We start from the raw sequence: 24042 nt of genomic DNA, 5'->3' as shown, positions 1-24042 counted from the left end.
GAACACAAGCGGCCGCGCGGGTGTCCCGAGCCGACGAGCCGGCCGGTTTCGAGCCCCGACCGTGACCGAATCTCCCCCAGGATGTGACCTATCTCCTGGGGGAGAACCATTTCCGCAGGTCACACCCGCATCAGGGCTAAACCCCAGGCACAAAGACCTGTCCAATTCGTGACGTAATGCACTGACACCGGGCGCAGGTAGAGGACAAGCTGATGTAGGAAGTCGGGGGATCGATTGAAACCGGGAGTATGTCAGTGAGCGCCATGCCTCTTGCCCTGTTGCTGACCACCGCCGCCGCCACGGCCGTGGGCGCTGCCGCTCTGCACGCTGCTCACGGGCTGCGCAAGCAGGTCACGGCCCTGCGGATGGAGCTGGCTGCCGGCCGCGCCCGTACCGCCGCCGTGCCCCAGCAGGTCCGCAGCACCGCCACCCCGGCCGCCGAGATACGCGCGGCCGTCGCCGAGGCACTCGCCGAGGAGCGCGAGCGCGAGCTCGCCGAGGCCCGCGCGTTCTGGGCCTCCCAGGAGGCGCGCGACGCCGCGGACACCCCGTCCCTGCTGGGCGGCCTGTCCGGGATCGGCGAGGACGCGCCGTTCTTCATGCCGCGCCAGGCGGACTTCGCGGGCCTTGAGGCGATGGACCTCGACGCCGCGGACGCGCTCGAGGAGCTGACGGAACTGGCCGGGCAGGCCGACATGACCGAGCTTCCGGAGATGGTGGAGTTCGCCGAGGACTCCCCCGAGCTGGCGGCGGCCCGTCGCCGGCACCCCTCGCACCCCGACTTCGTACCGGTACAGACCCCGGTGGTCACCGACCACGAGCGCACCGTGAGCCGACTGGAGGAGCTCGCCGACAGTCGGACCGAGCTCGCCGACGTCCGCCCCGGCCCGCTCGGCACGCTCGATGTCTACGTCTTCGCCGACGGCACCACGCTCTGTATGACCCCTGGCCACCGCGAGACGGCCGAGCAGCTCGCCGAGGCGCTGCTGGCGGGTGAGCACCCGGTACTGCTGGGCGGTTCCGGGGTCTCCGGCGCGTACGCCCTGACCTTCTCCTGCGGCAAGGAGAACGTCTACATTCTCGCCGACCGCGTCATCGCCTCGTTCTGACCCGCGGGAACCCCGGTTCCCGCGCAGCGGCCCTCGTCGGCCGCTGCCACGAACTCCCGTACGGGACGGCCGCTACGCGAAAGCCCGGGCGGTCGCTTCCTCGACGAATCGCACGGCCTCGTCCAGTTCGACGGACGGGGCCCTTTCCAACGCCACCGCCAAGTCCCGGCCCGCGACCGCGACTTGGTCGCCGATCGCGAACATCCCCGCGTCCGGCATGATGCGGGGCTCGCGACCCGGTGACTCGATGCGCTGGGCACGTACGGCCAATTCCCTGGCCGCGGCCAGTCCTTCGGCGGCCGCTCCGCGCTGCAGCCTGCTCTGCGGAGCGGCGCGCAGCCGGTCGGCGAATCGGTCCACGGCGGTGACCAGCGGGGTCGTATCGAGCATGCCGCGACCCTACGCGCGCTCCCGTGATGTTTGCCAACGGGCCGACGTTCGGGCACGGTGTCGGGAAGGACCAGCAACGCGCAATGCGTCGGAGGCGCCGATGACCCATGTCTTCTCCGAAGAGACCCATCGCGATCTGCTCTCCAGAATCCCTCACTGCACCGGTCGTGAAGTCTCCGACTGGCTCCGCACCGTCGAAGACGGCCCTGCCCTCCGGTTCGACGAGAAGGTCAGTTGGCTGCGGAGCGAACACGACCTCGCCTACGGACACGCGAAGGCGCTCGTCCACGAGTACGACCTGAGGCGGGCGGCGCGGGAGCTGCTCTAGGCGAGCGGAACCCGGACCGACGGGAACGGCCCGCAGGCGGTGAGCCTGCGGGCCGTTCCGTTGGACGGAGCGTGCGTACGGTCAGTCGTCGCCGCTCAGGATGGAGAACAGGCGCAGCATCTCCAGGTAGATCCACACCAGGGTCATGGTGAGGCCGAAGGCGGCCAGCCACGACTCCTCGCGCGGGGCGCCGAACGCGATGCCGTCCTCGACCTGCTTGAAGTCCAGGGCCAGGAAGCACGCGCCGAGGATGATCCCGATGACGCCGAAGAGGATGCCGAGGCCGCCGGTGCGGAAGCCCAGGCCGTCACCTCCGCCGAAGACGGAGAACAGCAGGTTGACCACCATCAGGAGCATGAAGCCCATGGCCGCGGCCATCACGAAGCCGTAGAAACGACGGGTGACGCGGATCCAGCGCATCTTGTACGCGATGAGCACGCCGGCGAAGACACACATGGTGCCCAGCACCGCCTGCACCACGACGTCCATGCCCAGGGCGGCGTTGACCGCACTGGAGATCACCCCGAGGAAGATGCCCTCGAAGGCCGCGTACGCGATGATCAGCGCCGGAACGGGCCGGCGCTTGAAGGACTGGACCAGCGACAGGACGAAGGCCACCAGGGCGGCGCCGATCGCGATGCCGTACGACTTGCCGATGTTGGCGGGGTCGACCGGCAGCAGCGCCCAGGCGAGCGCTGCGGTGAGAACGACGGTGCCCAGCGTCAGCGCCGTACGCGACACGACATCGTCGATCGTCATCGCGCCGGTGCGCGCGGGCGCCTGCGGGGCGCCGTACTGGGCGTCCGGCTGGGCGTAGGGGTTGGTGGCGTACGGGTTGGCGGCGGTGCCCTGCGCGTACGGGTTGGCACCCGCGGTAGCGGCCCCGGCCTGCGGCGCCGCGTTGAAGCCCGCGTAGCCGTTGTCGCGGCTGAACCCCCGTCGCGAGAAGACCGGGTTGCTGCTCCTCATCTCACTCCTTCATGGCCACCCTGCGTGGCCTTGCCACAAGAGTAATGGGTAGGCAAAAGAATCACCCTCGTGCCAGGGGAGGATCTTTATGGAGGTTGACCGCCGAAGTGACGTCCGGCCGATCGACGCCGTCACTGAACGTCGCAGTGGTGCCCGGAGCCGGACTCGAACCGGCACGCCCCCGAGGGGCAGCGAGGTTTAAGCTCGCCGTGTCTGCATTCCACCATCCGGGCTTGGCGCGCGGCTCCGCGTTGGCACATGACCCTATCCGGGGGTGTCCCCCGATCAGTGGAACAGCGGCGCGATGTTGTCTTATTTTATTGACCGCTTGAGGGGCCGTCAGCACAGCGTGGAAGGCATAGCCACATGCCTGGGCGGGGCGGTGGGCACCCGGACCCGCAATCGGGAATGACGGAAACTCGCCTCCCCGGGGCGGCACTGCGCGCCATGGGCCCGCCCCCCGCCGGGCAACGGCCTCACCGGCACTTCTCACTCCCGGACGATCTTCGGCTCCCGCGGGGCCGCGGACACGCACGTGTCACCTGGATCACACCGTCGGCCCCGGGTCTGCGACGCACCTCCTGACCCCTCCGCCCCATCGGGCGGAATCAGCCGATCGAGCGACGCAGTCATGCGTCGGCACAGTCGTCCGAGGGGCGAGCGGGGCGCCGCGCCCGCTCCGCCCGACCCTCACTCTGTGTGATCTTCGCATCCTGGTGTGCGCGCTGCGGAGGAACCGGTTCGGCGTACGACCGGCTCAGGGTCGGTGTCATACCCGAGGAGGACGAATCGCCCCTCCGGTGCGACTCAAGTGGCCCTCCGGAACGGGCACGGGGACTGACGACCGGCGGCGAATCGGCGCCGACGATGGAGTAGTCCGCTTCCGGGCACCGAACCGAAGTCCTGAACAGGAGAGTCCCCGTGACCATCACCTCCACCGCTCACCGCGCCACCGCGGTGGCTGCCCGCGCCACGGATCTTTCCAAGGTCTACGGACAGGGCGAGACCCAGGTGAAGGCCCTGGACCGGGTCACCGTGGACTTCCCGCAGGGTGAGTTCACCGCGATCATGGGCCCGTCCGGCTCCGGCAAGTCCACCCTCATGCACTGCGTGGCCGGTCTCGACAGCTTCAGCAGCGGTTCGGTACGGATCGGCGAGACGGAGCTCGGTTCCCTCAAGGACAAGCAGCTCACCCAGCTCCGCCGGGACAAGATCGGTTTCATCTTCCAGGCGTTCAACCTGCTGCCCACGCTGACCGCGGCGGAGAACATCACGCTGCCGATGGACATCGCGGGCCGCAAGCCCGACGCCGCGTGGCTGCGCAAGGTCATCGAGATGGTGGGGCTCTCCGACCGGCTGAAGCACCGGCCCACCGAGCTCTCCGGCGGCCAGCAGCAACGCGTCGCGGTGGCCCGCGCCCTGGCCTCGCAGCCGGAGATCATCTTCGGTGACGAGCCCACCGGCAACCTGGACTCCCGCTCCGGCGCCGAGGTGCTGGGCTTCCTGCGCAACTCCGTGCGCGAGCTGGGGCAGACCGTGGTGATGGTGACCCACGACCCGGTGGCCGCCTCCTACGCGGACCGGGTGATCTTCCTGGCGGACGGGGCGATCGTCGACCAGATGATGCGTCCCACCGCGGACGGGGTTCTCGACCGGATGAAGGCGTTCGACGCCAAGGGCCGTACCAGCTGAGCACGGACCGCCCCCGCGCCCCCTTCCGGAACCCCTCCCCATCCCAGGACTGACAGACATGTTCCGTACTGCCCTGCGCAATGTGCTCGCGCACAAGGCCAGGCTGCTGATGACCGTTCTCGCCGTGATGCTCGGCGTGGCCTTCGTCTCCGGCACCCTGGTCTTCACCGACACCCTCGGCAACGCCTTCCGCAACCAGTCGGCGAAGAGTTACGACGACGTCGCCGTCGCCGTCACCACCCACGCGGACCGGCGCGACGACAAGACCTCCGGCATCGACGCCGCCACGCTCAAGAAGATCCAGGGCCTGGACGGGGTGGCCACCGCCACCGGCCGGGTCTCCGGCTTCGCCGGGGTCGCCGACCCGGACGGCAAGCTGATCGGCAACGGCTGGTCCAACACCGGCGCCAACTTCTCCCCCGGCGAGAACGGCAAGGACACCTCGTACACCTTCGTCGACGGCAGGGGGCCGACCGGCGACGACCGGATCGCGCTCGACAAGGAGACGGCGAAGAAGGGCGAGTACCAGGTCGGCGACCGGGTACGGGTCGCCACGAACGGCCCGGTGAAGGAGTACACCCTCTCCGGTGTCTTCACCACCGAGGACGGTGCGGTGAACGCGGGCGGCAGCCTGGTCCTCTTCGACACCCCGGTCGCCCAGCAGCTCTACCTCAGGCCCGGCTGGTTCCAGGACGTCACCGTCACCGCCGCGGCCGGCGCCTCCGACCGGAAGCTGCTGGACGCCGTGGAGCCCCTGCTGCCCAAGGACGCCACCGCCCACACCGGCAAGGTCCTCGCCGACGACCAGGCGAAGCAGATCGAGAGCGGCCTGAGCAACCTCAACACGATGCTGCTCGCGTTCGCGGCCATCGCCCTGTTCGTCGGCATCTTCCTGATCGCCAACACGTTCACCATGCTGGTCGCCCAGCGCACCAAGGAGCTGGCCCTGCTGCGCGCCGTGGGCGCCTCCCGCCGCCAGGTCAAGCGCTCCGTACTCCTCGAAGCGGCCGTGGTCGGCGCGCTCGCCTCCGTGATCGGCTTCCTGCTCGGTCTCGGTCTCGCCACCGGACTGCGCTCGGCGATGAGCCTGATCGGCGGGAAGATCCCGGCCGGACCGCTGGTGGTCTCCCCCGTCGCGGTCGGCGCCGCGTTCGCTGTCGGCATCCTGATCACCGTGCTGGCCGCCTGGCTGCCGGCCCGCCGCGCCGCGAAGATCGCGCCGGTTGCCGCGATGAGCAGCGTCCACGCGGTGGCCACCACCAAGTCGCTGGTCGTACGGAACTCGATCGGCGGCGTGCTCACCCTGCTCGGCGCGGCCGGGATCGTCGCGGGTGCGGCGGCCGGTTCGGACGGCCGAACCATCATCGGCATCGGCGCCTTCGTGGCGCTGATCGGTGTCATCGTGCTGATCCCGCTGCTGTCGCGACCGGTCATCGCCCTGGTGCGGCCGATACTGCTGAAGCTGTTCGGGGTCTCGGGCAAGCTGGCTGCGCAGAACGCGGTCCGTAACCCGCGGCGTACCGGGGCAACCGCCTCCGCTCTCGCGATCGGTCTCACCCTGGTCACGGGCATCTCGGTGCTGGGTGTCACGCTCGGCCAGGCGGTCGACCGCATGACCACGGACAACATCAGGGCCGACTACATGATCTCGATGGCGAGCGGCGACTCGCTCGACGAGTCGGCGCTCACCGCCCTGGAGAAGTCCGACGCCGTCGTCGCGGTCTCCCCCCAGCAGGCCGCCTCCATCAAGGTCGAGGGCACGTACCACTCGGTCTCCGGGGTCACGCCGGGCGATGTGCAGAAGGTCTTCTCCCTGAAGACGGTCTCCGGTTCGCTGGACTCGCTGGGCGACGGCGAGATCGCGGTCGGCGACAAGACCGCGAAGTCGAACGGTTGGAAGCCCGGAACCTCCCTCCCGGTGACGTACGACGACGACAAGAAGGGCACCCTGACGGTCGGCGCGGTCTACGAGGAGAACGAATTCCTCTCACCGGTCCTGATGCCGAAGAACATCCTGACCGCGCATCAGAGCCACCCGGACATCCGCGAGATCTGGCTGAGGACGGACGGCGGCGCGTCGAAGGCCAACGAGCAGGCCGTGGTCGACGCACTGGGTGACAACCCGGCGATGTCCGTCATGGACCGGCAGGACATCCGGGACACGTTCGGCGGCTTCATCAGCATGGCGCTGAACATCATGTACGGGCTACTGGCGATGGCCCTGATCATCGCGGTGCTCGGGGTCGTCAACACCCTGGCGATGTCGGTCTTCGAGCGCCAGCAGGAGATCGGCATGCTCCGGGCGATCGGTCTGGACCGGCGCAAGGTGAAGCGCATGATCCGGCTGGAGGCCGTGGTCATCTCGGTCTTCGGCGCGGTGGTCGGGGTCGCGCTCGGTACGTTCCTCGGCTGGGCGATCGGCCGGACGCTGGCCTCCTCCATCCCGGACTACGCCCTGGTGATCCCGTGGGACCGGATCGCGGTCTTCCTGGTGCTGGCGGCGCTGGTGGGCGTGCTGGCCTCGCTCTGGCCGGCCCGCAGCGCCGCGAAGCTGAACATGCTGACGGCGATCAAGACCGAGTGACGAGTGAGCCCCCGGCAGTGAACCCCTGATACGGAGGGCCGGTACCCGCAAGCTGGAGCTGCGGGTACCGGCCCTCTCTGCGCCCGTACATGTTCAGCCGGTCGCGGACGCCTTCCATTCGCGGGCGCGCAGCGGCATCCGGGAGGACCCGTCGTCCACCGGACGCACCGCGAGGATCTGGTTGACCCCGATCTTGTTGTGCTCGAAGGACAGGGCGGAGGCGGCCATGTAGAGGCGCCAGACCCTGGCCCGGCCGGGCGAGGTCATCGTGACCGCCCGGTCCCAGTGCTCCTCCAGATTGGCGACCCAGCTGCGCAGGGTCAGTGCGTAGTGCTCGCGGATCGACTCGACGTCGCGGGCCTCGAAGCCGGCTTCCTCGAGCGTGGCGACGGTCCGGCCCAGCGGGGCGAGTTCGCCGTCGGGGAAGACGTACGCGTCGATGAACTCGTCCACGTGGTACGCGGACTCGTCCCGTTCGGGGCGGCGGGCGATCTGGTGGTTGAGCAGCCGGCCGCCCGGCTTCAGAAGGGCGTAGAGGTCGTCGGCGTACTCGCGGTAGCGGACCGAGCCGACGTGCTCGGCCATGCCGATCGACGAGATGGCGTCGTACGGGCCGTCCCTGACGTCCCGGTAGTCCTGGACCCGGATCTCGATCCGGTCGGTCAGTCCTTCCTCGGCGATGCGCTTGCGGGCGTATGCGGCCTGTTCGACGGAGAGGGTCACCCCGGTGACCCGGGCGCCGTACTCGCGGGCCGCGTGGATGGCCATGGAGCCCCAGCCGCAGCCGACGTCGAGGAGGCGGTCGCCCTCCTTCAGCGCGAGCTTGCGGCAGACCAGGTCGAGCTTGTCGCGCTGGGCGTCCTCCAGGTTTCCGTCGTCCTCCCAGTAGGCGCAGGAGTAGACCATGGACGGGCCGAGGACCAGTTCGTAGAAGTCATTGCCCACGTCGTAGTGGTGGCTGATGGCCTCCTTGTCGCGACGCTTGGTGTGGAGGGGGCCGGTGCGGCGGCGGACCTCCTCGACGGGCGGGGGCGGTGGCGGCCAGGGACCCGCCAGGTGCAGCAGGCTCCGGGCAGCGGTCCGGAGCTTCGGGTTCCGGATCGGGTGGACGGTGTCCTTCGCGTCCGCGCCGCGCTCCCAGAGCAGTCCGGCCATCAGATCCAGCGTCTCGTAGAGATCGCCGTCGATGTCGAGTTCGCCGGCCACCCAGGCGCGGGCCAGGCCCAGTTCGCCCGGCTTCCAGAGCAGCCGGCGCAACGCGCGGCGGTTCCGGATGACGAGAACGGGGGCTCCGGGCGGTCCGGATTCGCTGCCGTCCCAGGCCCGGATCCGGACCGGCAGGGGTTCTCCAAGCAACTCCTCGGCGAGAGCGGTCAGCCGCAACGCGGCGTCTGCCATGGCGTACACCTCCGTGATGGTGTTTCCCAACGAGCCCAAACATGCCCAAACATGCCTCGAACCACGCCATGCACCCGTGGTGCCACGACGAGGTACACCCCGTCAACACTCTCCGGCGCCAACGCCATCCCGCAGTGGCGCAATGGAACGGCAAAATACCTGTACACCGCATGCACTTTCCGGGAGGTCACTCCCGGCCTCCGGACACGCCGAAGGGGCCGCCCGCACCACGGATGGCGGGCGGCCCCTTCGGGCGTCGTACGGACAGGATCCGGCGGACCGGAGCCCGGGCTAGGAGGCCTTGGCCTTCTCGCCCTCGGACTTGGCGGCGGCCGGAGCCGGGGTCGGCTTGGCGGCCTCGTAGAACTCCTCGCGCGGCGTCTCCATGGCGCCGAGCGAGACGACCTCGCGCTTGAGGAACATCGCAAGGGTCCAGTCGGCGAAGATCCGGATCTTACGGTTCCAGGTCGGCATCGCCATGCCGTGGTAGCCACGGTGCATGTACCAGGCGAGACGGCCCTTGAGCTTGATCTTCATCTTGCCCATGACGATCATCGCGACGCCCTTGTGCAGGCCGAGACCGGCGACCGCACCCTTGTTGGCGTGGCTGTATTCCTTCTGCGGGAAGCCGCGCATCCCGGAGATGACGTTGTCGCCGAGGACCTTGGCCTGACGCAGCGCGTGCTGGGCGTTCGGCGGGCACCAGGCGTTCGGGTTACCGGCCCTGCGGCCGACCATGTCCGGAACCTGGGCGTTGTCGCCCGCGGCCCAGATGTAGTCGGTGCCCTGCACCTGGAGCTTCTCGGACGTGTCCACGTGACCGCGCGGACCGAGCGGCAGGCCGAAGCGGGCCAGCGCCGGGTTCGGCTTCACGCCGGCCGTCCACACGATGGTGTTGGAGTCGACCTCGAGGCCGTTCTTCAGGACGACGTGACCGTCGATGCAGGAGTCCATGGAGGTCGAGAGGAAGACCTCGACACCACGGGACTCCAGGTGCTCCCGGCCCCAGGTGCCCAGCTTCGGGCCGACCTCGGGAAGGATCTTGTCGGCGGCGTCGACGAGGATGAAGCGCATGTCCTCGCGCTTCACGTTCGTGTAGTACTTCGCCGCGTCGCGGGCCATGTCCTCGACCTCGCCGATGGTCTCCGCACCGGCGAAGCCGCCGCCCACGAAGACGAACGTCAACGCCCTGCGGCGGACGTCCTCATCGGTCGTCGAGTCGGCCTTGTCCAGCTGCTCGAGAACGTGGTTGCGCAGGCCGATGGCCTCCTCGATGCCCTTCATACCGATGCCCTGTTCGGCCAGGCCGGGGATCGGGAAGGTACGGGAGACGGCGCCCATCGCGATGACGAGGTAGTCGAAGGGCAGCTCGTAGGCCTCGCCGACGAGCGGCGCGACCGTGGCGACCTTGCGGTCCTGATCGATGGTGGTGACCCGACCGGTCAGAACCTCCGCCTTCGGCAGCACGCGTCGCAACGGGACGACGACATGCCGCGGGGAGATGCTGCCGGCGGCGGCTTCGGGGAGGAAGGGCTGGTACGTCATGTACGAGCGCGGGTCGACGACCGTGACGGTCGCCTCTCCGTAGCGCATCTTCTTGAGAATGCGTCGAGCTGCGTACAGGCCTACGTACCCACCGCCTACTACGAGGATCCTGGGACGCTCCGTGGTGCTCATGCCATCGAGTATCCACCCCCCTCGGGGGGCATGCTCGTGAGCCCCTTCACAAGGTATCGCCCACCCTCTGCTACACTCCGCCGCCCCCGTGACCGAGGTCATGGCGCCGCGAGGGAACCACAATGCGACGGCGAACGTTGTTCACCGCTTGTGAGCTGGCCGTTGAGCCCCGCAGGCGGGGTGAACCACCCCTTCGACCAACACTCCAGCGACACGTCCGGAACCGTCCCGTATGCGCAGCGAACGGGCCCGCGGACGGTCGCAGGGACCCGTACGGAGCAGAAGTGCGCACCGAGAGACCGAATTCCTTGTGAAGAAGTTCACGAACTTCCTCGCGGCGCATCTCCCGAAGGGGTCCCGCAGGGGCTCCCGACGGCTCAAAGGTGCAGGCGGGAGTGCGCATGAGCGCGTTCTCGGCGTCTCCTCCCGCACCCTCGCGAACAGCCTTTCGGGCACCCTTTCGAACGGTCTGCCGGCGGCCTCCCGGCTATGCGATGGACCAGGCGATCCCGTCGAGAATGTCGTGCTCGCTGACGACGATCTCGCGGGCCCCGGTCCGCTTCATCACGCCCAGCAGGACGAGCGCCCCGGCAGTGATCACGTCGACCCGCCCCGGGTGCATCGCGGGGATCGCGGCACGCTCGGCGTGGGTCGAGGTGACAAGTCGTCCGGTGATCTCCTGAACCTGCTCGAAGGAGATCCGGGAGTGGTGGATCGCCTCGGAGTCGTACTCCTCCAGTCCCAGCGCGATCGCGGCCACGGTGGTGACGGTGCCGGCGAGGCCGACGAGCGTGGCGGCTTCGGTGAGCGGGACGGTCTCCTCGGCCAGATCGAGGGCGGCGTCGATGTCCGCGCGGATCGCGGTGATCTGAACGAGCGTGGGAGGGTCGGTGACGACACCGTCGCGTACGAGATGGCGCTCGGTCATCCGTACGCAGCCGATGTCCACCGACCGCGCGGCCAGGACCCGGTCGTCGCCGACGACGAACTCGGTGGAACCGCCGCCGATGTCCACCACCAGATAGGGCTTCGGCAGGTGGTCGCTGCCCTCGAGCTCCTTGGTGGCGCCGTCGAAGGAGAACTCGGCCTCCTGGTCGCCGCTGATCACCTCGGGCTCGACGCCGAGGATGTCCAGAACGCCGCCGACGAACTCGTCCCTGTTCTCCGCGTCGCGGGAGGCGGAGGTCGCGACGAAGCGGGTCTTCTCCGCGCCGTACTCCTTGATGACGGCCGCGTACTGGCGGCAGGCGGCAAAGGTCCGCTCCAGCGCCTCGGGGGCGAGCCGGCCGGTGCGGTCCACGCCCTGGCCGAGCCGGACGATCTCCATCCGCCGGTCGAGCTCGGTGAGCTCACCGGTGGCGGGGTCGGCGTCGGCGACGAGCAGACGGATCGAGTTGGTACCGCAGTCGATGGCGGCCACGCGCGTCATGAGTACTCCTGTGTCTTCAAGCTCTCCGGCGCCGGTCCAAGCCCCTCCGACGCCGATTCGATCCCCTCCGGCGGTCGAGGGGCGTGGATCCCGGGGGCGGAGCCCCCGGGCGCGGTCAGCCCTCGTCCGGGGGCCCGCACGGCGTGACGCACGGCCCCTTGCGCCACCACTCCGGCAGCATCGCGATCGCCTCGTCGCCCAGCGGGTTCACGCCCGGCCCCGCCGCCAGCGAGTGCCCCACCAGCACGTGCAGGCACTTCACCCGGTCCGGCATGCCACCCGCGCTGGGAAAGCCCTCCAGCACCTCGATGGCGTCGCGCCGGGCGATGTAGTCCTCATGCGCGGCACGGTACGCGGCCGCCAGCTCCGGGTCCGTGGCCAGACGCTCCGTCATCTCCTTCATGACGCCGTTCGCCTCCAGCGTGCCGATGGCGGAAGCCGCGCGCGGGCACGTCAGGTAGTACGTCGTCGGGAACGGCGTACCGTCCTCCAGCCGCGGGGACGTCTCGACCACGTCCGGGTTGCCGCACGGGCAGCGGTGCGCGATCGCGCGCAGCCCGCGCGGCGGGCGGCCGAGCTGCTGCTGGAACGCGGCGATGTCCGCCTCGGTGGGCGTGGTGGACTCGGTCTGGGGAGGGGGCGTTTCCATGCCTGCCTTGGATCTACTCGGATGTGTGAACCACGACTCCGCACAGTGCTGCGGGGACGAGGTGAACTAAGGGAAATGAGAAGTCAGTTGCGGTCGGCGCTGTCCACGCCGTCCCACAGGTTGGAGTGCCACGGCCGGTCGGTCTCCTTCGCCCCTCCGCTGCGCTCCTTCGCCGCGTCGGGGTCGATCACCGTGTAGCTGGTCTCCCCGGGACTCACGTAGTGCAGGTGTTCCCGGGCCAGCCGCCGGATGTACGCGTCGTCCTGGAGGCGCGCCTTCTCGTCGCGCAGCTCCTCGGTGCGTTTCTCGGCCTCCTGCGCCAGCCGCTCCTGGTCGGCGATCTCGTCGCGCTGCGACACGTACTGCCGCATCGGGTACGCGAGCGCCACCACCAGGGAGCAGACGACCAGGGCGAGGAACGCGGCCCGACCGGTGAGCCGGGAACGGCGGGCCTGGCGGCGGTTCTGGGACCGGTAGACGCGGGCGGCGGTCTGCTCACCGAGCAGTCGCAGCCGGGTCGCGGTGGAGAACCGTTCCCGGTCCTTCGCGGCCATGTCTCCGCCTCCCCACTACGCACGTCCGTCCCCGCACACGGTACGGGACCGAGTGCGAGGACGGACGGAGGCCGGGGCCTTTGCCCGATGCCGGGCCTGCGATCAGCCCTTGAAGCGCGGGAACGCGGAGCGGCCCGCGTACACCGCCGCGTCGTCGAGGATCTCCTCGATGCGCAGCAGCTGGTTGTACTTGGCGACGCGGTCCGAGCGGGCCGGGGCGCCGGTCTTGATCTGGCCGCAGTTCACCGCGACGGCGAGGTCGGCGATGGTGACGTCCTCGGTCTCGCCGGAGCGGTGGGACATCATGCACTTGAAGCCGTTGCGCTGGGCGAGCTCGACGGCGTCCAGGGTCTCGGTCAGCGAACCGATCTGGTTGACCTTGACGAGCAGGGCGTTGGCGGAGCCCTCCTCGATGCCGCGGGCCAGGCGCTCCGGGTTGGTGACGAACAGGTCGTCACCGACGATCTGCACCTTGGCGCCGAGCTTCTGGGTGATGACGTTCCAGCCGGCCCAGTCGTCCTCGTACAGCGGGTCCTCGATGGACACCAGCGGGTACGCGGAGACGAGCTCCTCGTAGTACTCGGTCATCTCGGCGGCCGAGCGGGACTTGCCCTCGAACTCGTACTTGCCGTCCTTGTAGAACTCCGAGGCGGCGACGTCGAGCGCGAGCGCGATGTCCTTGCCCGGGGCGTAACCGGCTTCCTTGATGGCCTCGAGGATGAGGTCCAGGGCTGCGCGGTTCGACTCCAGGTTCGGCGCGAAGCCGCCCTCGTCGCCGAGACCGGTCGACAGACCCTTGGTCTTCAGGACCTTCTTCAGCGTGTGGTAGACCTCGGCGCCCCAGCGCAGGGCCTCGGAGAAGGACTCCGCGCCGATCGGCGCGATCATGAACTCCTGGATGTCCACGTTGGAGTCGGCGTGCGACCCACCGTTGAGGATGTTCATCATCGGGACGGGCAGCAGGTGCGCGTTCGGGCCACCGAGGTAGCGGAACAGCGGCAGGTCCGAGGCCTCGGACGCGGCGTGTGCGACGGCCAGCGAGACGCCGAGGATGGCGTTGGCGCCGAGCGAGCCCTTGTTCTCGGTGGCGTCCAGGTCGAACATGGCCTGGTCGATCAGCCGCTGCTCGGTCGCGTCGTAGCCGACGAGCTCCGGGCCGATCTGCTCGATCACGGCGAGGACGGCCTTCTCGACGCCCTTGCCCTGGTAGCGGTTGGGGTCACCGTCGCGAAGCTCAATGGCCTCGAACGCACCGGTGGAGGCGCCGGACGGAACAGCAGCACGGCCCGTGCTGCCGTCGTCGAGGCCGACCTCGACCTCGACCGTGGGGTTTCCGCGGGAGTCGAGGATTTCCCGGGCTACGACGACGTCGATGGACGGCACGAGGCATCTCCTTCTGGGATATGACGCTGGTTGTGCAGGGTCGCTTTGGCCTTGCGACAAGAGCCTAACCGGCTGGGCCACCTGGGTTCGCCGACCGCCCGCCTCCTGGGACGAAAAAGGACCCAAGGGAACTCATAGCAGGGCAAAGATCCAGATTTCTACTGGACGGTAAGGACAACAGTTGAACGCTGAGGCAGAAACCCCGACCCGGCGCGTACGGGGGAATCCGCGCCGGGTCGGGGTGCTCGGGGAGGAGAGAGCCCGTATCTACGGGGAGCCCGTAGATACGGAGGCCCGTCCTACTTCGTCAGATGGAGCTGCTGACCCGGGTAGATCAGGTCGGCGTCCTCGACGATGTCCTTGTTCAGCTTGAAGAGCTGCTGCCAGCCGCCCTTCACCTCGTGCTGCGCGGCGATCTTGCTGAGAGAGTCGCCGGACTTCACCTTGTACTCGCCGTCGCCCTTGGCGACCTTCGCGCCGGTCGGCGTGGTGACGGTCTTCTTGGTCGCGGCCTTGGGGGCGGTACCGCGGTTCGCGCGGGAGGCGGCGGGGGCCTCGGTGCGCTCGACCCGCTTCGGCGCGGCCTGCTTCGACTCCTGCGCCGGGGCGCTCTGCTTCGCGGTGGAGCCGGTGTCGACGCCCGGGTCGACACCGTCGTTCTTCAGGCCGCCGGCGCCGGCGCAGCCCCAGGCACCCGGGCCCTGCATGGCAAGAAGCTTCTCGGCGGTGGCGATCTGCTGAGCCTTGGTGGCCAGGTCGGCGCGCGGGGCGTACTGGGTACCACCGGCGGCGGCCCAGCTGGACTGCGAGAACTGCAGGCCGCCGTAGTAGCCGTTGCCGGTGTTGATGGACCAGTTGCCACCGGACTCGCACTGGGCGACGGCGTCCCACGTGGCGACGGAGGCTGCGGAGGCACCGGTCGCACCCATCAGGGGAGCGGCGATGGCGGCACCGGTGACGCCGGCGAGCGTGGCGACACGGACGGCCTTGGACGGGCGACGGTGCTTGCCCTTGCTGTTCAGCAGCATGGAACTTCTCCTCACCGACGCCTACGAGGTGAGCTGTCGGGTTCGGGCCAAGTGAGTTGCCCGGTCGCATGTCCTAGCACGCGACTTCACCCCGAGCCGGTCCTGACGGTCTTTCGGCCATCGGGCCCGGCGGCTTACCTGGGTCCCCCGCTCCTGCCTACGGCGCTTTACGCGTCTGTTCCCTTCGACCGACGGCAGGATTCGGCGTGACGGTCGACGGGGCCCGCGGTGCGAGCGGTTCCGACCGTAAACGTACGCAACCTCGACATTCAAAGATGGGCATAACGGACAATCAGTCCTTACATGCATCCGATCGCACAGTGTTTTCGCAGGTGAGGAGCGGTGCGGACAGACCCGGCAGACGCGACACGCCAGTTGACACAAAGAGACCCATGTCTCACTTACGTATAAGCGGACATAGGCCCCTGAACTACCCCGATTTTTGGGGTGCTTTTAGCCGTTTATCAGACTGCCCTCACTTCGACTTCACGCCGAGATCGAGACCCTGGCCAGGCAGGATGAGGTCCGGGTCACTGCCGACCGCACCCTTGTTCGCCTCATAGAGAGCGGGCCATCCACCGGGAACCTTCTGTGCGTCAGCAATCGCCGAGAGGCTGTCGCCCGGCCGGACGGTGTAATCGCCGCCTGTCGCCGCCGCGCGCGTGTCGCGCCCCTCACTGTTACCGCGGGAAACATGCCGACCCGAGTCCCGGTCGCCGCCCCTGTCCGCGCCCTGGCTCACCTCGGAGGCCGGCGCACCGCGGTGCTTACCACCCGTCTCATTGCCGGACGAGCCAGACTTTCGGTGCGAGTCGGGTGAATCAGACTTCTTGGACGACGGCGTGGCTGACGGCTTGTGAGACGCCTTGCCCGAAGGCGTGGCGGACGCCTCGGCGGACGGCGCCCCGGACTCATCCTCGTTCTCCGCCGGTTCGGCCGACGGCACGACTCCCGGGTCGACCCCCGGCAACGACCCGTCCTCCGTGAGCCCGGAGATCGCCGCACAGCTGGGCCACGCCTTCGGCCCCTGATCGTCCAGGACCTTCTCGGCGACCGCTATCTGCTGCGCGCGACTGGCGAGGTCGGCGCGCGGGGCGTACGCCTTACCGCCGTACGCCTTCCAGTCGTCCTGCGAGAACTGAAGACCGCCATAGAAGCCGTTGCCGAGGTCGGCGCTCCACATGCCGCCGCTCTCGCACTCTGCGACCTGGTCCCAGGTCGTGGCGTCGGCGGCGTGCGCACCGGCCGCGCCGAGCAGGGGGATGGCGATGGCCGAACCGGTCACGCCTGCGGCGACGACGATCGCGGGTGCCTGGCGAGGGCGACGGTGCCTGCCGTTCGCGGAGCCCATGGGATTGCCTTCCGTGTGACTGACAAGTGACTGGTGAGTCGAACGGTGAACGTAGCGGCACTCGAACGCTTGTCACAAGTCGATGCAGCGCAGATCACGTGAAAGTCACAGGGTTGACAGAGTGTCACTTTCACCGCACCGCAGGCCGGGACCGAACTCCACCGGGAGCGTGCGCAGTCCACGCATGATGAGCCCGCCACGCCACCGCAAATCGGTAGGTTTCACCGCAAGCCGCAGGTCCGGGAGGCGCCTCAGCAGCGTGGCCAGGGCAGCCTGCCCCTCCAGTCGGGCAAGCGGTGCTCCCAGGCAGTAATGGATGCCGTGCCCGTATCCGAGGTGCTGATTGTCACGCCGCGCGAGGTCCAGCGTGTCCGGGTCCGTAAACCGTTCCGGGTCCCGGTCGGCGGCGGCGAGCACCACCAGTACGGGGTCGCCCGCCGCGATCCGCTGCCCGCCGAGGGTCAGCGGCTCGGTGGCGAACCGCCAGGTCGCCAGCTCCACCGGACCGTCGTACCGCAGCAGTTCCTCGATGCCGGTCTCCAGCAGCCCACTCTCCCCCGCGTCGAGCGAGCGCTGCAGCCGCTCCCGCTGCTCCGGATTGCGCAGCAGGGCGTACACCCCGTTGCCGATGAGATTGACCGTCGTCTCGAATCCCGCGAAGAGGAGGATGAAAGCCATGGCGGCGGCCTCGTTCTCGGTGAGGTGTTCGCCGTGGTCGCTCGCCCGGATCAGCCCCGAGATCAGGTCCTCCCCCGGGTTCTCCCGCTTCCGGTGGATGAGCTCCGCGAGATAGCCGCGCATCTTCTTCACCGACCGGGCCACCCCGCCGCGCGGACCACCGCCGTGGCGGATCATCATCCCCGCCCAGTCCCGGAAGTCGTCCTGGTCCTCGCGCGGGACGCCAAGCAGGTCACAGATCGCGTAGATGGGGAGCGGGAACGCGAAGTCGTGGATGAGGTCCGCGGATCCCTCCTCGATGAAGTTGTCGATGAGGTGGTCCGTCAGCTCCTGCACGCGCGGGGCGAACTCGGCGACCCGGCGCGGCGTGAACGCCTTCGAGACCAGCCGGCGCAGTCTGGTGTGGTCGGGCGGGTCGATGTTCAGCAGATGCGTCATCAGCTCCGCCTTGCGCTCGCCCGGGATGCCGGTCTTCCCCTTGGCGTGCGCCGGCTCGTCGTGGTGCGCAGGGTTCTTGGAGAGCCGGGTGTCGGCGAGGGCCTGCCGGGCATCCTCGTACCGCGTCACGAGCCATGCCTCGACCCCGCTGGGCAGCGCGGTGCGGTGCACGGGACTGTGCTCGCGCAGCCAGGCGTAGGCCGGGTACGGGTCGGTGGCGAACTCCCAGGTGAAGAGTTCGGGGGCGTCGGCGGGGCTGTCGTTCACCCCCTGACGTTATCCGTTGGCCTCCGCGGCGAGGATCGCGTCCCGGTAGGCGCGGCCCGCAGCGCGCAGGGCGGCCTCGGGGTCCGTGCCGTCCTGTTCGGCGCGTACGGCAAGGGCGAGGAGTTCGTAACCGATGCTGTCGCCCGTCGGGAGCGGCACATCGAGTCCGGCGGCGCGGACCCGGCTCGCCAGCTTCGCGGCCAGCGCCAGCCCGGGCTGCCCGAGCGGGACGCCGTCGGTGACCGAGTCCCGCTGCTTCTCGATGGCCTTGGTACGCAGCCAGTGCGCGTGGACGTCCTCCGGGGTCTCGGCGGTCTCGTCACCGAAGACATGCGGATGGCGGTGGATCAGCTTCTCGACGAGGGTCGCGGCGACATCGTCGACGGAGAACGGTTCGTCCGTGTCCTCCTCCGCGATCCGGGCGTGGAAGACGACCTGGAGAAGGACGTCGCCGAGTTCCTCGCGCAGTTCGTCGCGGTCGCCGTCCTCGATCGCCTCGACGAGTTCGTACGCCTCCTCGATGGCGTACTTGGCAAGCCCCTCGTGGGTCTTCTGCGAGGTCCACGGGCACTCGACCCTGATCCGGTCCATGACCTGGACGAGGTCGAGGAGACGAGCGCCGGGCAGATCGTACGAACCGGGCAGCAGCTCCAGGTTCGGCATCTGCACCCGGCCCGAGCCGGCCAGCCGGGCCAGCCCGTCCGTCAGCGGCTGGTTGCCCTCGCCACTGGTCACGACCACCACGGTCCGGCCGCCCGCGCAGGCGTCGACGAGTTCCTGCGCGGTGGGCGCGGCGTGCTCGACGGTGACGCCGGCCTCGCGCAGGTACGGCAGTTGGGGGTGGTCGGACTCGGCGCAGAGCACCCGGTCGGCGGCGTGCAGCGTCTGCCAGGCGGGCCAGGACAGCAGTCCGGGCGCGACCCGGTGGCTGGCGGTGAGCAGGACGATACGACCGGGGTCTTCAGCGTTCACCCCACCAACCTACTAGGGGGCGCGCGACCGGCCCGACCGACCGGACGCCCTGGGTCTTTCGTCTGGATCGGGCCGGATCCCGCGAGCCCTGCGTGATCCAGACGAAAGACCCTGGCTGGTGCCCCTCCCGGCACTAGGGCGTGTGTCGGAAGTCCCGCCTGCCCCGCGACGCCCGGCACGCACGCTCGCTGCGTTGTCGGGCTCGCCCGAGTACGTCCCGTACGAGGACGACCCTCCGCCTTGCGATCGCACGCACCGGACGCCGCCGGGCCCACCCTTCGGACGGACGGCGGGACTTCCGACACACGCCCTAGGCGCCGGCTGCGGCTTCCTGCTGGGCCGGCTTGGTGACCTGGGTGATCCACGGGGCCTTGTAGTTGGCGAGCTGGGTCTGCTTGTTGTCCCAGGTGCCGAAGCGCGGGTTGACGTCGATGTGGAGCGACTTCGACGCCGCGCTGAGCGCGTCGCCGACGGCCTTCTGCCCGGCAGGCTGCTGCAGGTCGGCACCGAACGTCTGGGCGAGCTTCGACAGCTGGACCTGCTCGCGCAGGACGGCATCGATCTGGTTCGGGGCGACCCAGCTCTGCTGCAGCATCATCGCCCGCAGCTGTGCCTCTCCACCGGACTGGGAGACCGCCGACTGCCGCATCTCCTGGACCTCCTTGCGGCTGACCTCGACTCCCGCGTCCGCGGCGGCCTTGTCCAGGATCCGGTCGAAGATCAGCCCGTGCAGCTTGGCCCGGCTGAGCTGCCCGGACTTGTTGATGAGCTGCACGGACTGGTCGGACTCGTTCTGCGCGGTGCGTACGTCCGCCACCTGCGCCTGCACGGTGGACACCTCGATGCGGTCCCCGCCGACCACGGCTGCGGCACCCGGGTGGGCCTGGTTGCCGCAGGCGGAGAGAAGCGGCGCCGCGACGAGCATGGCGGCGGAGACGACGAGCGCGGTGCGACGGCGGCGGTGCAAAGGAGCCTCCCGGGGAGATTGAGACAGCAGGTGCGGCGCGCCGCGCCCCCCCCCTTGCGGGGTGGTGGCCGGGCGACGGGCGGGCGCACAAGACCTTGCGGTGATCGATGTTAGGCAGTGGGCGTGATCCCGGCCACTGATTCGACCAACGATTCGGGAGGAGTTGGGGATGTGGGCCTGTTCAGCGTCCCTCCACGGCCGTTTCCGGCCGCAACATGATCACGCGGGAGACCACGAACGTGATCGGGATGGCCACCACCGCCGCGACCAGCGGTGCGTACCGGCTGCTGAATCCGGCGAGGTCGACCAGCAGCCAGACGCCCCCGGTCGTGATGGCGAAATTGGCGGCGTTGGTCAGCGGGAAGAGCAGGAACTTCCGCCAGGTGGGGCGGGTCCGGTAGGTGAAGTACGAGTTCAGCAGGAACGAGCCGGTCATGCTGAACGCGAACGCGATCACATGCGCGGCCAGATACGGCAGCCTGGTCAGCAGGGCCAGATAGCAGACGTAGTACGTACCGGTATTCACGACGCCGACGAGTGCGAAGCGGATCATCTGCGCCCGGACCGTCATCGGCGTACGAACTCCCGTGCCTGCTGATTCGGTACGACGGTATTGCCGGCCTTCACCAGGAAGTGCGGGCGCCGCTTCACCTCGTAGTAGATGCGGCCGACGTACTCACCGACCACACCCACTATCACCATCTGCACCCCGGCAAGAGCCGTGACCACGACGATGAGCGTCACATAGCCGGGCGTGTCCACGCCTTTCATCAGGGCGAACCCGACGATCCAGGCGGCATAGACGAGGGCGACGGACATCAGCACCATGCCCAGGTATAAGGCGGCGCGCAGTGGCTTGTTGTTGAACGAGAGCAGTCCGTCGAGTCCGTAGTTGAGGAGCTTGCCGAAGGTCCAGGCGGAGCTGCCCTGCTCGCGGACGGCATTCTCGTAGCCGAAGGTCGTCGTCGGGAATCCGACCCAGGCGAACAGTCCCTTGGAGAACCGGTTGTACTCGGTGAGTTCGAGGACGGCGTCGACGGTACGCCGGGACAGCAGCCGGAAGTCTCCGACACCGTCGACCAGTTCCACGTCCACCAGACGATTGATCAGCCAGTAGTAGGAGCGGGCGCCGAGGGTGCGGGTGAGACGGTCGCCCTTGCGGGTGCGACGGGCAATGACCTGGTCGTAGCCGCGGGCGTGCTCCTCCAGCATGCGGCCGATGAGCTCCGGCGGGTGCTGGAGGTCGGCGTCCATGATGACGACCGCGTCGCCGTCGGCATGCTGGAGGCCGGCGAGCATGGCGGCCTCCTTGCCGAAGTTCCGGCTGAAGGAGAGGTAGCGGGTCCGCGGATCGGTGGCGGCCAGCTCCTCCAGAACCGGAAGCGTGCGGTCTGCGCTGCCGTCGTCGACGTAGACCAGCTGGAAATCATGCCCCAGCCGCGTCATCTGCTCCGTGACACGCGCATGGAAGCATCCGAGGATCTCCTCCTCGTTGAAACAAGGCACCACCAGCGAGATCAGCACGGGATTAACTCACCCTGTCGGTCAGTCAGATAGAGATGCTTCACATGGATAGTGAGCAACCATTACGTGAATTGAACTATGGAGGAAACAGTTCGACACGGTTCACTCACCCGTGGCTGCCATATTCCTCCGTATGCCGACCTTCCGCCCCCGCCCGGCCGCGGCCGGGCTCGCCGCACTGATCACCGCCGTCACCGTGTGCGCGGGCGATGCGGCGGCCCGCAGCTTTCCGTTCGGGCCGCACACCAGGAGTGTCAGTGACCTGGGAAATCAGTTCGTTCCGTTCCACCTCCGGCTCTGGGACCTGCTGCACGGAAACACCGACGGCGGGCTGTTCCTGAATTGGTCGTCCGGATACGGGACCAGCTTCCTGCCGGACCTCGGCACCTATCTGACCAGCCCGTTCGCGCTGCTCGTCGGGGTCTTTCCGCGGGATCGCATCGACCTCGCGGTGTACGTGGTGACGGTCCTGAAGATGGCGTCGGCCGCGGCGGCGATGGCCTGTCTGCTTCTGACCCTGCGCGGCGGACGCCACTGGGTGGCGGGAGTGTTCGGCAGTGCGTACGCGCTGTGCGGCTGGTCGGTCGCCGAAGCCGCGTACAACCCGATGTGGCTCGACGGACTGATCGCCCTCCCGCTGCTCTGCCTGGCCGGTGAATGGGCGCGGACGGGGCGCCGCCGCGTGGTGGCACCGCTGCTCGTCGCGGTCGTGTGGGCCGCCAACTTCTATACGGCGTACATGGCGACCCTGGGGGCCGTACTGGTACTGGTGGTACGGCTGCTGACGGTGGGTGAGAAGGGGACGAGGGTACGGGGGCTGGTGCGGGCGGCCCGGACCGTGCTGCTGGGGACCGGTCTCGCGGCGCCCGTCCTGCTTCCCGTCTATCTCGGCACGAGACACGCCTATCCCGGCTGGGACCGGACGTTCCGCCCCGCGGCCTGGCCCGATGTCCTTGCCCGGCTGCTTCCCGGCACCTATGACTTCTTCACCCCGGCGCTCTTCCTGGGCACGGTCGCCCTGCTGCCGGCCTGTGTGCTCGCCTTCCAGACGGCGGTACCGCGGCGCGAGCGGTGGGCGTGGGCCGGGCTGGTGGCCGGGGTCGCGCTGTCGATGCAGTGGGGGCCGACCCATCTGCTCTGGCACGCTTTCGCGACGCCCAACGGCAGTCCGTACCGGCAGACGTTCGTGCTCGCCGGACTGCTGGTGGTAGCCGCCTGGCTCTCGGTCTCGCACGGCCGGCCGGGGCGCCGCGCCCTGTTCGCCGGATGCGCGGTGCTGATGCTGATCGCGGCAGGGGCGGCCGCCAGTGATCTCGTCTCGCACTGGACGTACCCGCTGTTCGCGGCCGGTCTGGTGGCGACCGCCGCCGCGCTCGTCCTGCTCGGCCGGGGCCGCTGCGCGCTGCTCGCCACCGTGCTGCTGATCGGCGCGCTGGCGGGACAGGCCGCGGCGACCACCGCGTTCGCCGACCGGCAGCGTCTCGCCCGGCTCGACAACTATGCGCCCTGGGGTGAGCGGCAGCGCGTCCAGGCTGCCGCGGTGGCGGGCGCGGACGCGTGGCCGCGTTACCGCACCGACCCCGGCCGGGAGCAGACCACCGCCAACGATCCGCTGCTGGTGGGCGGTCAGGGCGCCGCCTACTACAGCAGCCACACTCCGGCCGCGCTGACCCGCACGCTCGGTGCGCTCGGCGCCGGCTGGACATCCAACGGGCGGGCCGTCCAGAGCCTCGACAACCCCGTCACCGACGCGATCTTCGCCGTCGGTGCCCGGATCCGCGGGCCGCGCGACCCGCACCAGCGGTGGGGCGCGCCGCCGGACGACCGGCCGGTGACGGTGGTCCGGAACGTGGTGCCGCCGCTGGTGACCGTGCGGGGACCGGGCCCGGCTCCGTCCTTCGGACGGTCACCGTTCCGGAACCAGGAGGTGCTGCTCGGTTCGCGGGTCTACACGGTGCCGAGGACCGTCATCCGGGCGGTGAACGGCGCCCCCGTCGAGGACCGGGGCGCCTACAGCCACCGTGTGGGACGCGGTACGTATCTGCTCAGCGCGCGCTGTCCGGCGGGCAGTGAGGCGTACGTGTGGACACCCGGAGTGTTCGGCTCGGCGCGGCTGGGCGAGGGCCGGGAGATCCTGCTCAGGGGCATGTTGCCGTCCCGGCGCGCGGCGATGGAGCGGATCGGTCCGGTGGCCGGCGCGACGGTGGCGGGCGGGACGGTGCGGGTGGTGGTCACGCTCAGGTCCGTCCGCCCGGGGACCGTGCCGCGCGAGCCCCTCGGCTGCCTGGACCGGGACCGGCTGACCGCCGCGGTGACCGGGCTGCAGCGCACGGGGGCGACGTCCGTGCATGTCGGTGACAGGGCGATACGGGCCGAGCTGCCCCCCGGGAGCCGCGGCACCGTCGTGGTCGCCGCGCCCCGGATAGCGGGCTGGAGCTGCGCGGGGCGGCCCGCGGACGCGTATCTGGGACTCGTCGCGGTGCCGGTCCCCGCCCGGGGTTCCGCCGTGCAGTGCACGTTCCGGCCGCCCGGGCTGCGGGCGGGATCGGCGGTCGGGGCGGGCGCGCTGCTCGTCATGGCCGGGACGGGGGCGGCGCGGGCTGTGCTGCTGCGACGGCGCCCCCGGCTCGCTCTGGCGGGACCGGGCTGAGCAGA

At 69.4% G+C, this 24042-nt stretch carries 20 protein-coding genes, 1 tRNA gene and 1 riboswitch; of the genes, 5 read left to right on the top strand and 16 right to left on the bottom strand.

Annotation, left to right across the window (positions count from 1 at the left end; translation table 11 throughout):
- Positions 1-248 precede the first annotated feature (248 nt).
- Positions 249-1109 carry a hypothetical protein gene (locus tag ACFU8W_RS20040; RefSeq protein ID WP_384038807.1) on the top strand — a complete coding sequence of 287 codons (861 nt, stop codon included), beginning with the start codon at positions 249-251 and terminating at the stop codon, positions 1107-1109.
- A 72-nt stretch (positions 1110-1181) separates the two neighbouring features.
- On the opposite strand, the gene ACFU8W_RS20035 is transcribed toward ACFU8W_RS20040, so the two are convergent.
- Entirely contained in the window at positions 1182-1499 is a 318-nt protein-coding gene (locus tag ACFU8W_RS20035; protein ID WP_384038804.1) for a hypothetical protein, read from the bottom strand.
- A 100-nt stretch (positions 1500-1599) separates the two neighbouring features.
- Here ACFU8W_RS20035 and ACFU8W_RS20030 point away from each other — a divergent pair, with 100 nt between their 5' ends.
- The gene (locus ACFU8W_RS20030; protein WP_384038801.1) at positions 1600-1827 is read left to right on the top strand and encodes a DUF4287 domain-containing protein; all 228 of its coding nucleotides are present in this window, start codon (positions 1600-1602) and stop codon (positions 1825-1827) included.
- A gap of 81 nt (positions 1828-1908) precedes the next feature.
- Here ACFU8W_RS20030 and ACFU8W_RS20025 read toward each other — a convergent pair whose 3' ends face one another.
- Positions 1909-2796, bottom strand: a complete 888-nt coding sequence (locus ACFU8W_RS20025) for a Bax inhibitor-1/YccA family protein (protein ID WP_384038798.1) — start codon at positions 2794-2796, stop codon at positions 1909-1911.
- A 147-nt stretch (positions 2797-2943) separates the two neighbouring features.
- Positions 2944-3029: transfer RNA gene (locus tag ACFU8W_RS20020), tRNA-Leu, on the bottom strand.
- Between the two features lie 688 nt (positions 3030-3717).
- Between ACFU8W_RS20020 and ACFU8W_RS20015 the strand changes: the two genes are divergently transcribed.
- Together ACFU8W_RS20015 and ACFU8W_RS20010 are read left to right on the top strand one after the other, a co-directional pair.
- Positions 3718-4488, top strand: a complete 771-nt coding sequence (locus ACFU8W_RS20015) for an ABC transporter ATP-binding protein (RefSeq protein WP_345517746.1) — start codon at positions 3718-3720, stop codon at positions 4486-4488.
- A gap of 58 nt (positions 4489-4546) precedes the next feature.
- Positions 4547-7072, top strand: a complete 2526-nt coding sequence (locus tag ACFU8W_RS20010) for an ABC transporter permease (RefSeq protein WP_384038794.1) — start codon at positions 4547-4549, stop codon at positions 7070-7072.
- A 93-nt stretch (positions 7073-7165) separates the two neighbouring features.
- Here the strand turns inward: ACFU8W_RS20010 and ACFU8W_RS20005 are convergent, their stop codons facing one another.
- The 13 genes from ACFU8W_RS20005 to ACFU8W_RS19945 all read right to left on the bottom strand — a co-directional run bounded on the left by ACFU8W_RS20005 (position 7166) and on the right by ACFU8W_RS19945 (position 21387).
- Positions 7166-8470 (bottom strand): class I SAM-dependent methyltransferase, encoded by a 1305-nt coding sequence (locus ACFU8W_RS20005; protein ID WP_384038791.1) that lies wholly within the window; start codon positions 8468-8470, stop codon positions 7166-7168.
- 291 nt (positions 8471-8761) lie between these two features.
- Positions 8762-10147: an NAD(P)/FAD-dependent oxidoreductase gene (locus tag ACFU8W_RS20000; protein ID WP_345517743.1), complete on the bottom strand. Its 1386-nt coding sequence runs from the start codon at positions 10145-10147 to the stop codon at positions 8762-8764.
- Between the two features lie 487 nt (positions 10148-10634).
- Positions 10635-11576 carry a Ppx/GppA phosphatase family protein gene (locus ACFU8W_RS19995; protein WP_345517742.1) on the bottom strand — a complete coding sequence of 314 codons (942 nt, stop codon included), beginning with the start codon at positions 11574-11576 and terminating at the stop codon, positions 10635-10637.
- A 115-nt stretch (positions 11577-11691) separates the two neighbouring features.
- Positions 11692-12225 carry a DUF501 domain-containing protein gene (locus ACFU8W_RS19990; RefSeq protein ID WP_384038788.1) on the bottom strand — a complete coding sequence of 178 codons (534 nt, stop codon included), beginning with the start codon at positions 12223-12225 and terminating at the stop codon, positions 11692-11694.
- A gap of 83 nt (positions 12226-12308) precedes the next feature.
- Entirely contained in the window at positions 12309-12779 is a 471-nt protein-coding gene (locus ACFU8W_RS19985; protein ID WP_384038785.1) for a septum formation initiator family protein, read from the bottom strand.
- A gap of 102 nt (positions 12780-12881) precedes the next feature.
- Positions 12882-14162, bottom strand: a complete 1281-nt coding sequence (gene eno / locus ACFU8W_RS19980) for a phosphopyruvate hydratase (RefSeq protein WP_030926869.1) — start codon at positions 14160-14162, stop codon at positions 12882-12884.
- Positions 14163-14461: 299 nt separating this feature from the next.
- Positions 14462-15190, bottom strand: coding sequence for a transglycosylase family protein (locus ACFU8W_RS19975; protein ID WP_384038782.1), 729 nt, complete (start codon positions 15188-15190; stop codon positions 14462-14464).
- A 3-nt stretch (positions 15191-15193) separates the two neighbouring features.
- Positions 15194-15365: riboswitch (cyclic di-AMP (ydaO/yuaA leader) on the bottom strand.
- Between the two features lie 300 nt (positions 15366-15665).
- Positions 15666-16541 (bottom strand): transglycosylase family protein, encoded by an 876-nt coding sequence (locus ACFU8W_RS19970; RefSeq protein ID WP_384038779.1) that lies wholly within the window; start codon positions 16539-16541, stop codon positions 15666-15668.
- A gap of 105 nt (positions 16542-16646) precedes the next feature.
- Complete coding sequence (locus ACFU8W_RS19965) at positions 16647-17924, bottom strand: cytochrome P450 (RefSeq protein ID WP_384038777.1); 1278 nt, start codon at positions 17922-17924, stop codon at positions 16647-16649.
- 9 nt (positions 17925-17933) lie between these two features.
- Entirely contained in the window at positions 17934-18896 is a 963-nt protein-coding gene (locus tag ACFU8W_RS19960) for a nucleoside triphosphate pyrophosphohydrolase (protein WP_384038774.1), read from the bottom strand.
- A 310-nt stretch (positions 18897-19206) separates the two neighbouring features.
- Positions 19207-19863: a SurA N-terminal domain-containing protein gene (locus ACFU8W_RS19955; protein WP_345517735.1), complete on the bottom strand. Its 657-nt coding sequence runs from the start codon at positions 19861-19863 to the stop codon at positions 19207-19209.
- Between the two features lie 181 nt (positions 19864-20044).
- Entirely contained in the window at positions 20045-20434 is a 390-nt protein-coding gene (locus ACFU8W_RS19950; protein WP_345517734.1) for a GtrA family protein, read from the bottom strand.
- Positions 20431-21387, bottom strand: coding sequence for a glycosyltransferase family 2 protein (locus ACFU8W_RS19945; RefSeq protein ID WP_384038771.1), 957 nt, complete (start codon positions 21385-21387; stop codon positions 20431-20433). The genes ACFU8W_RS19950 and ACFU8W_RS19945 overlap by 4 nt, the downstream gene beginning before the upstream one ends.
- Before the next feature lie 133 nt (positions 21388-21520).
- On the opposite strand from ACFU8W_RS19945, the gene ACFU8W_RS19940 reads away from it, so the two are divergent.
- A complete protein-coding gene (locus tag ACFU8W_RS19940) occupies positions 21521-24037 on the top strand; it encodes a YfhO family protein (RefSeq protein ID WP_384038768.1) in 2517 nt (838 codons plus the stop codon).
- The last annotated feature ends 5 nt before the right edge of the window (positions 24038-24042 follow it).

It is taken from the genome of Streptomyces sp. NPDC057565 (assembly GCF_042801455.1).
Taxonomy (GTDB): domain Bacteria; phylum Actinomycetota; class Actinomycetes; order Streptomycetales; family Streptomycetaceae; genus Streptomyces; species Streptomyces yanii.
Note: the sequence above shows the minus strand (reverse complement) of the source record. Positions and strands in the feature narration are given on the sequence as shown.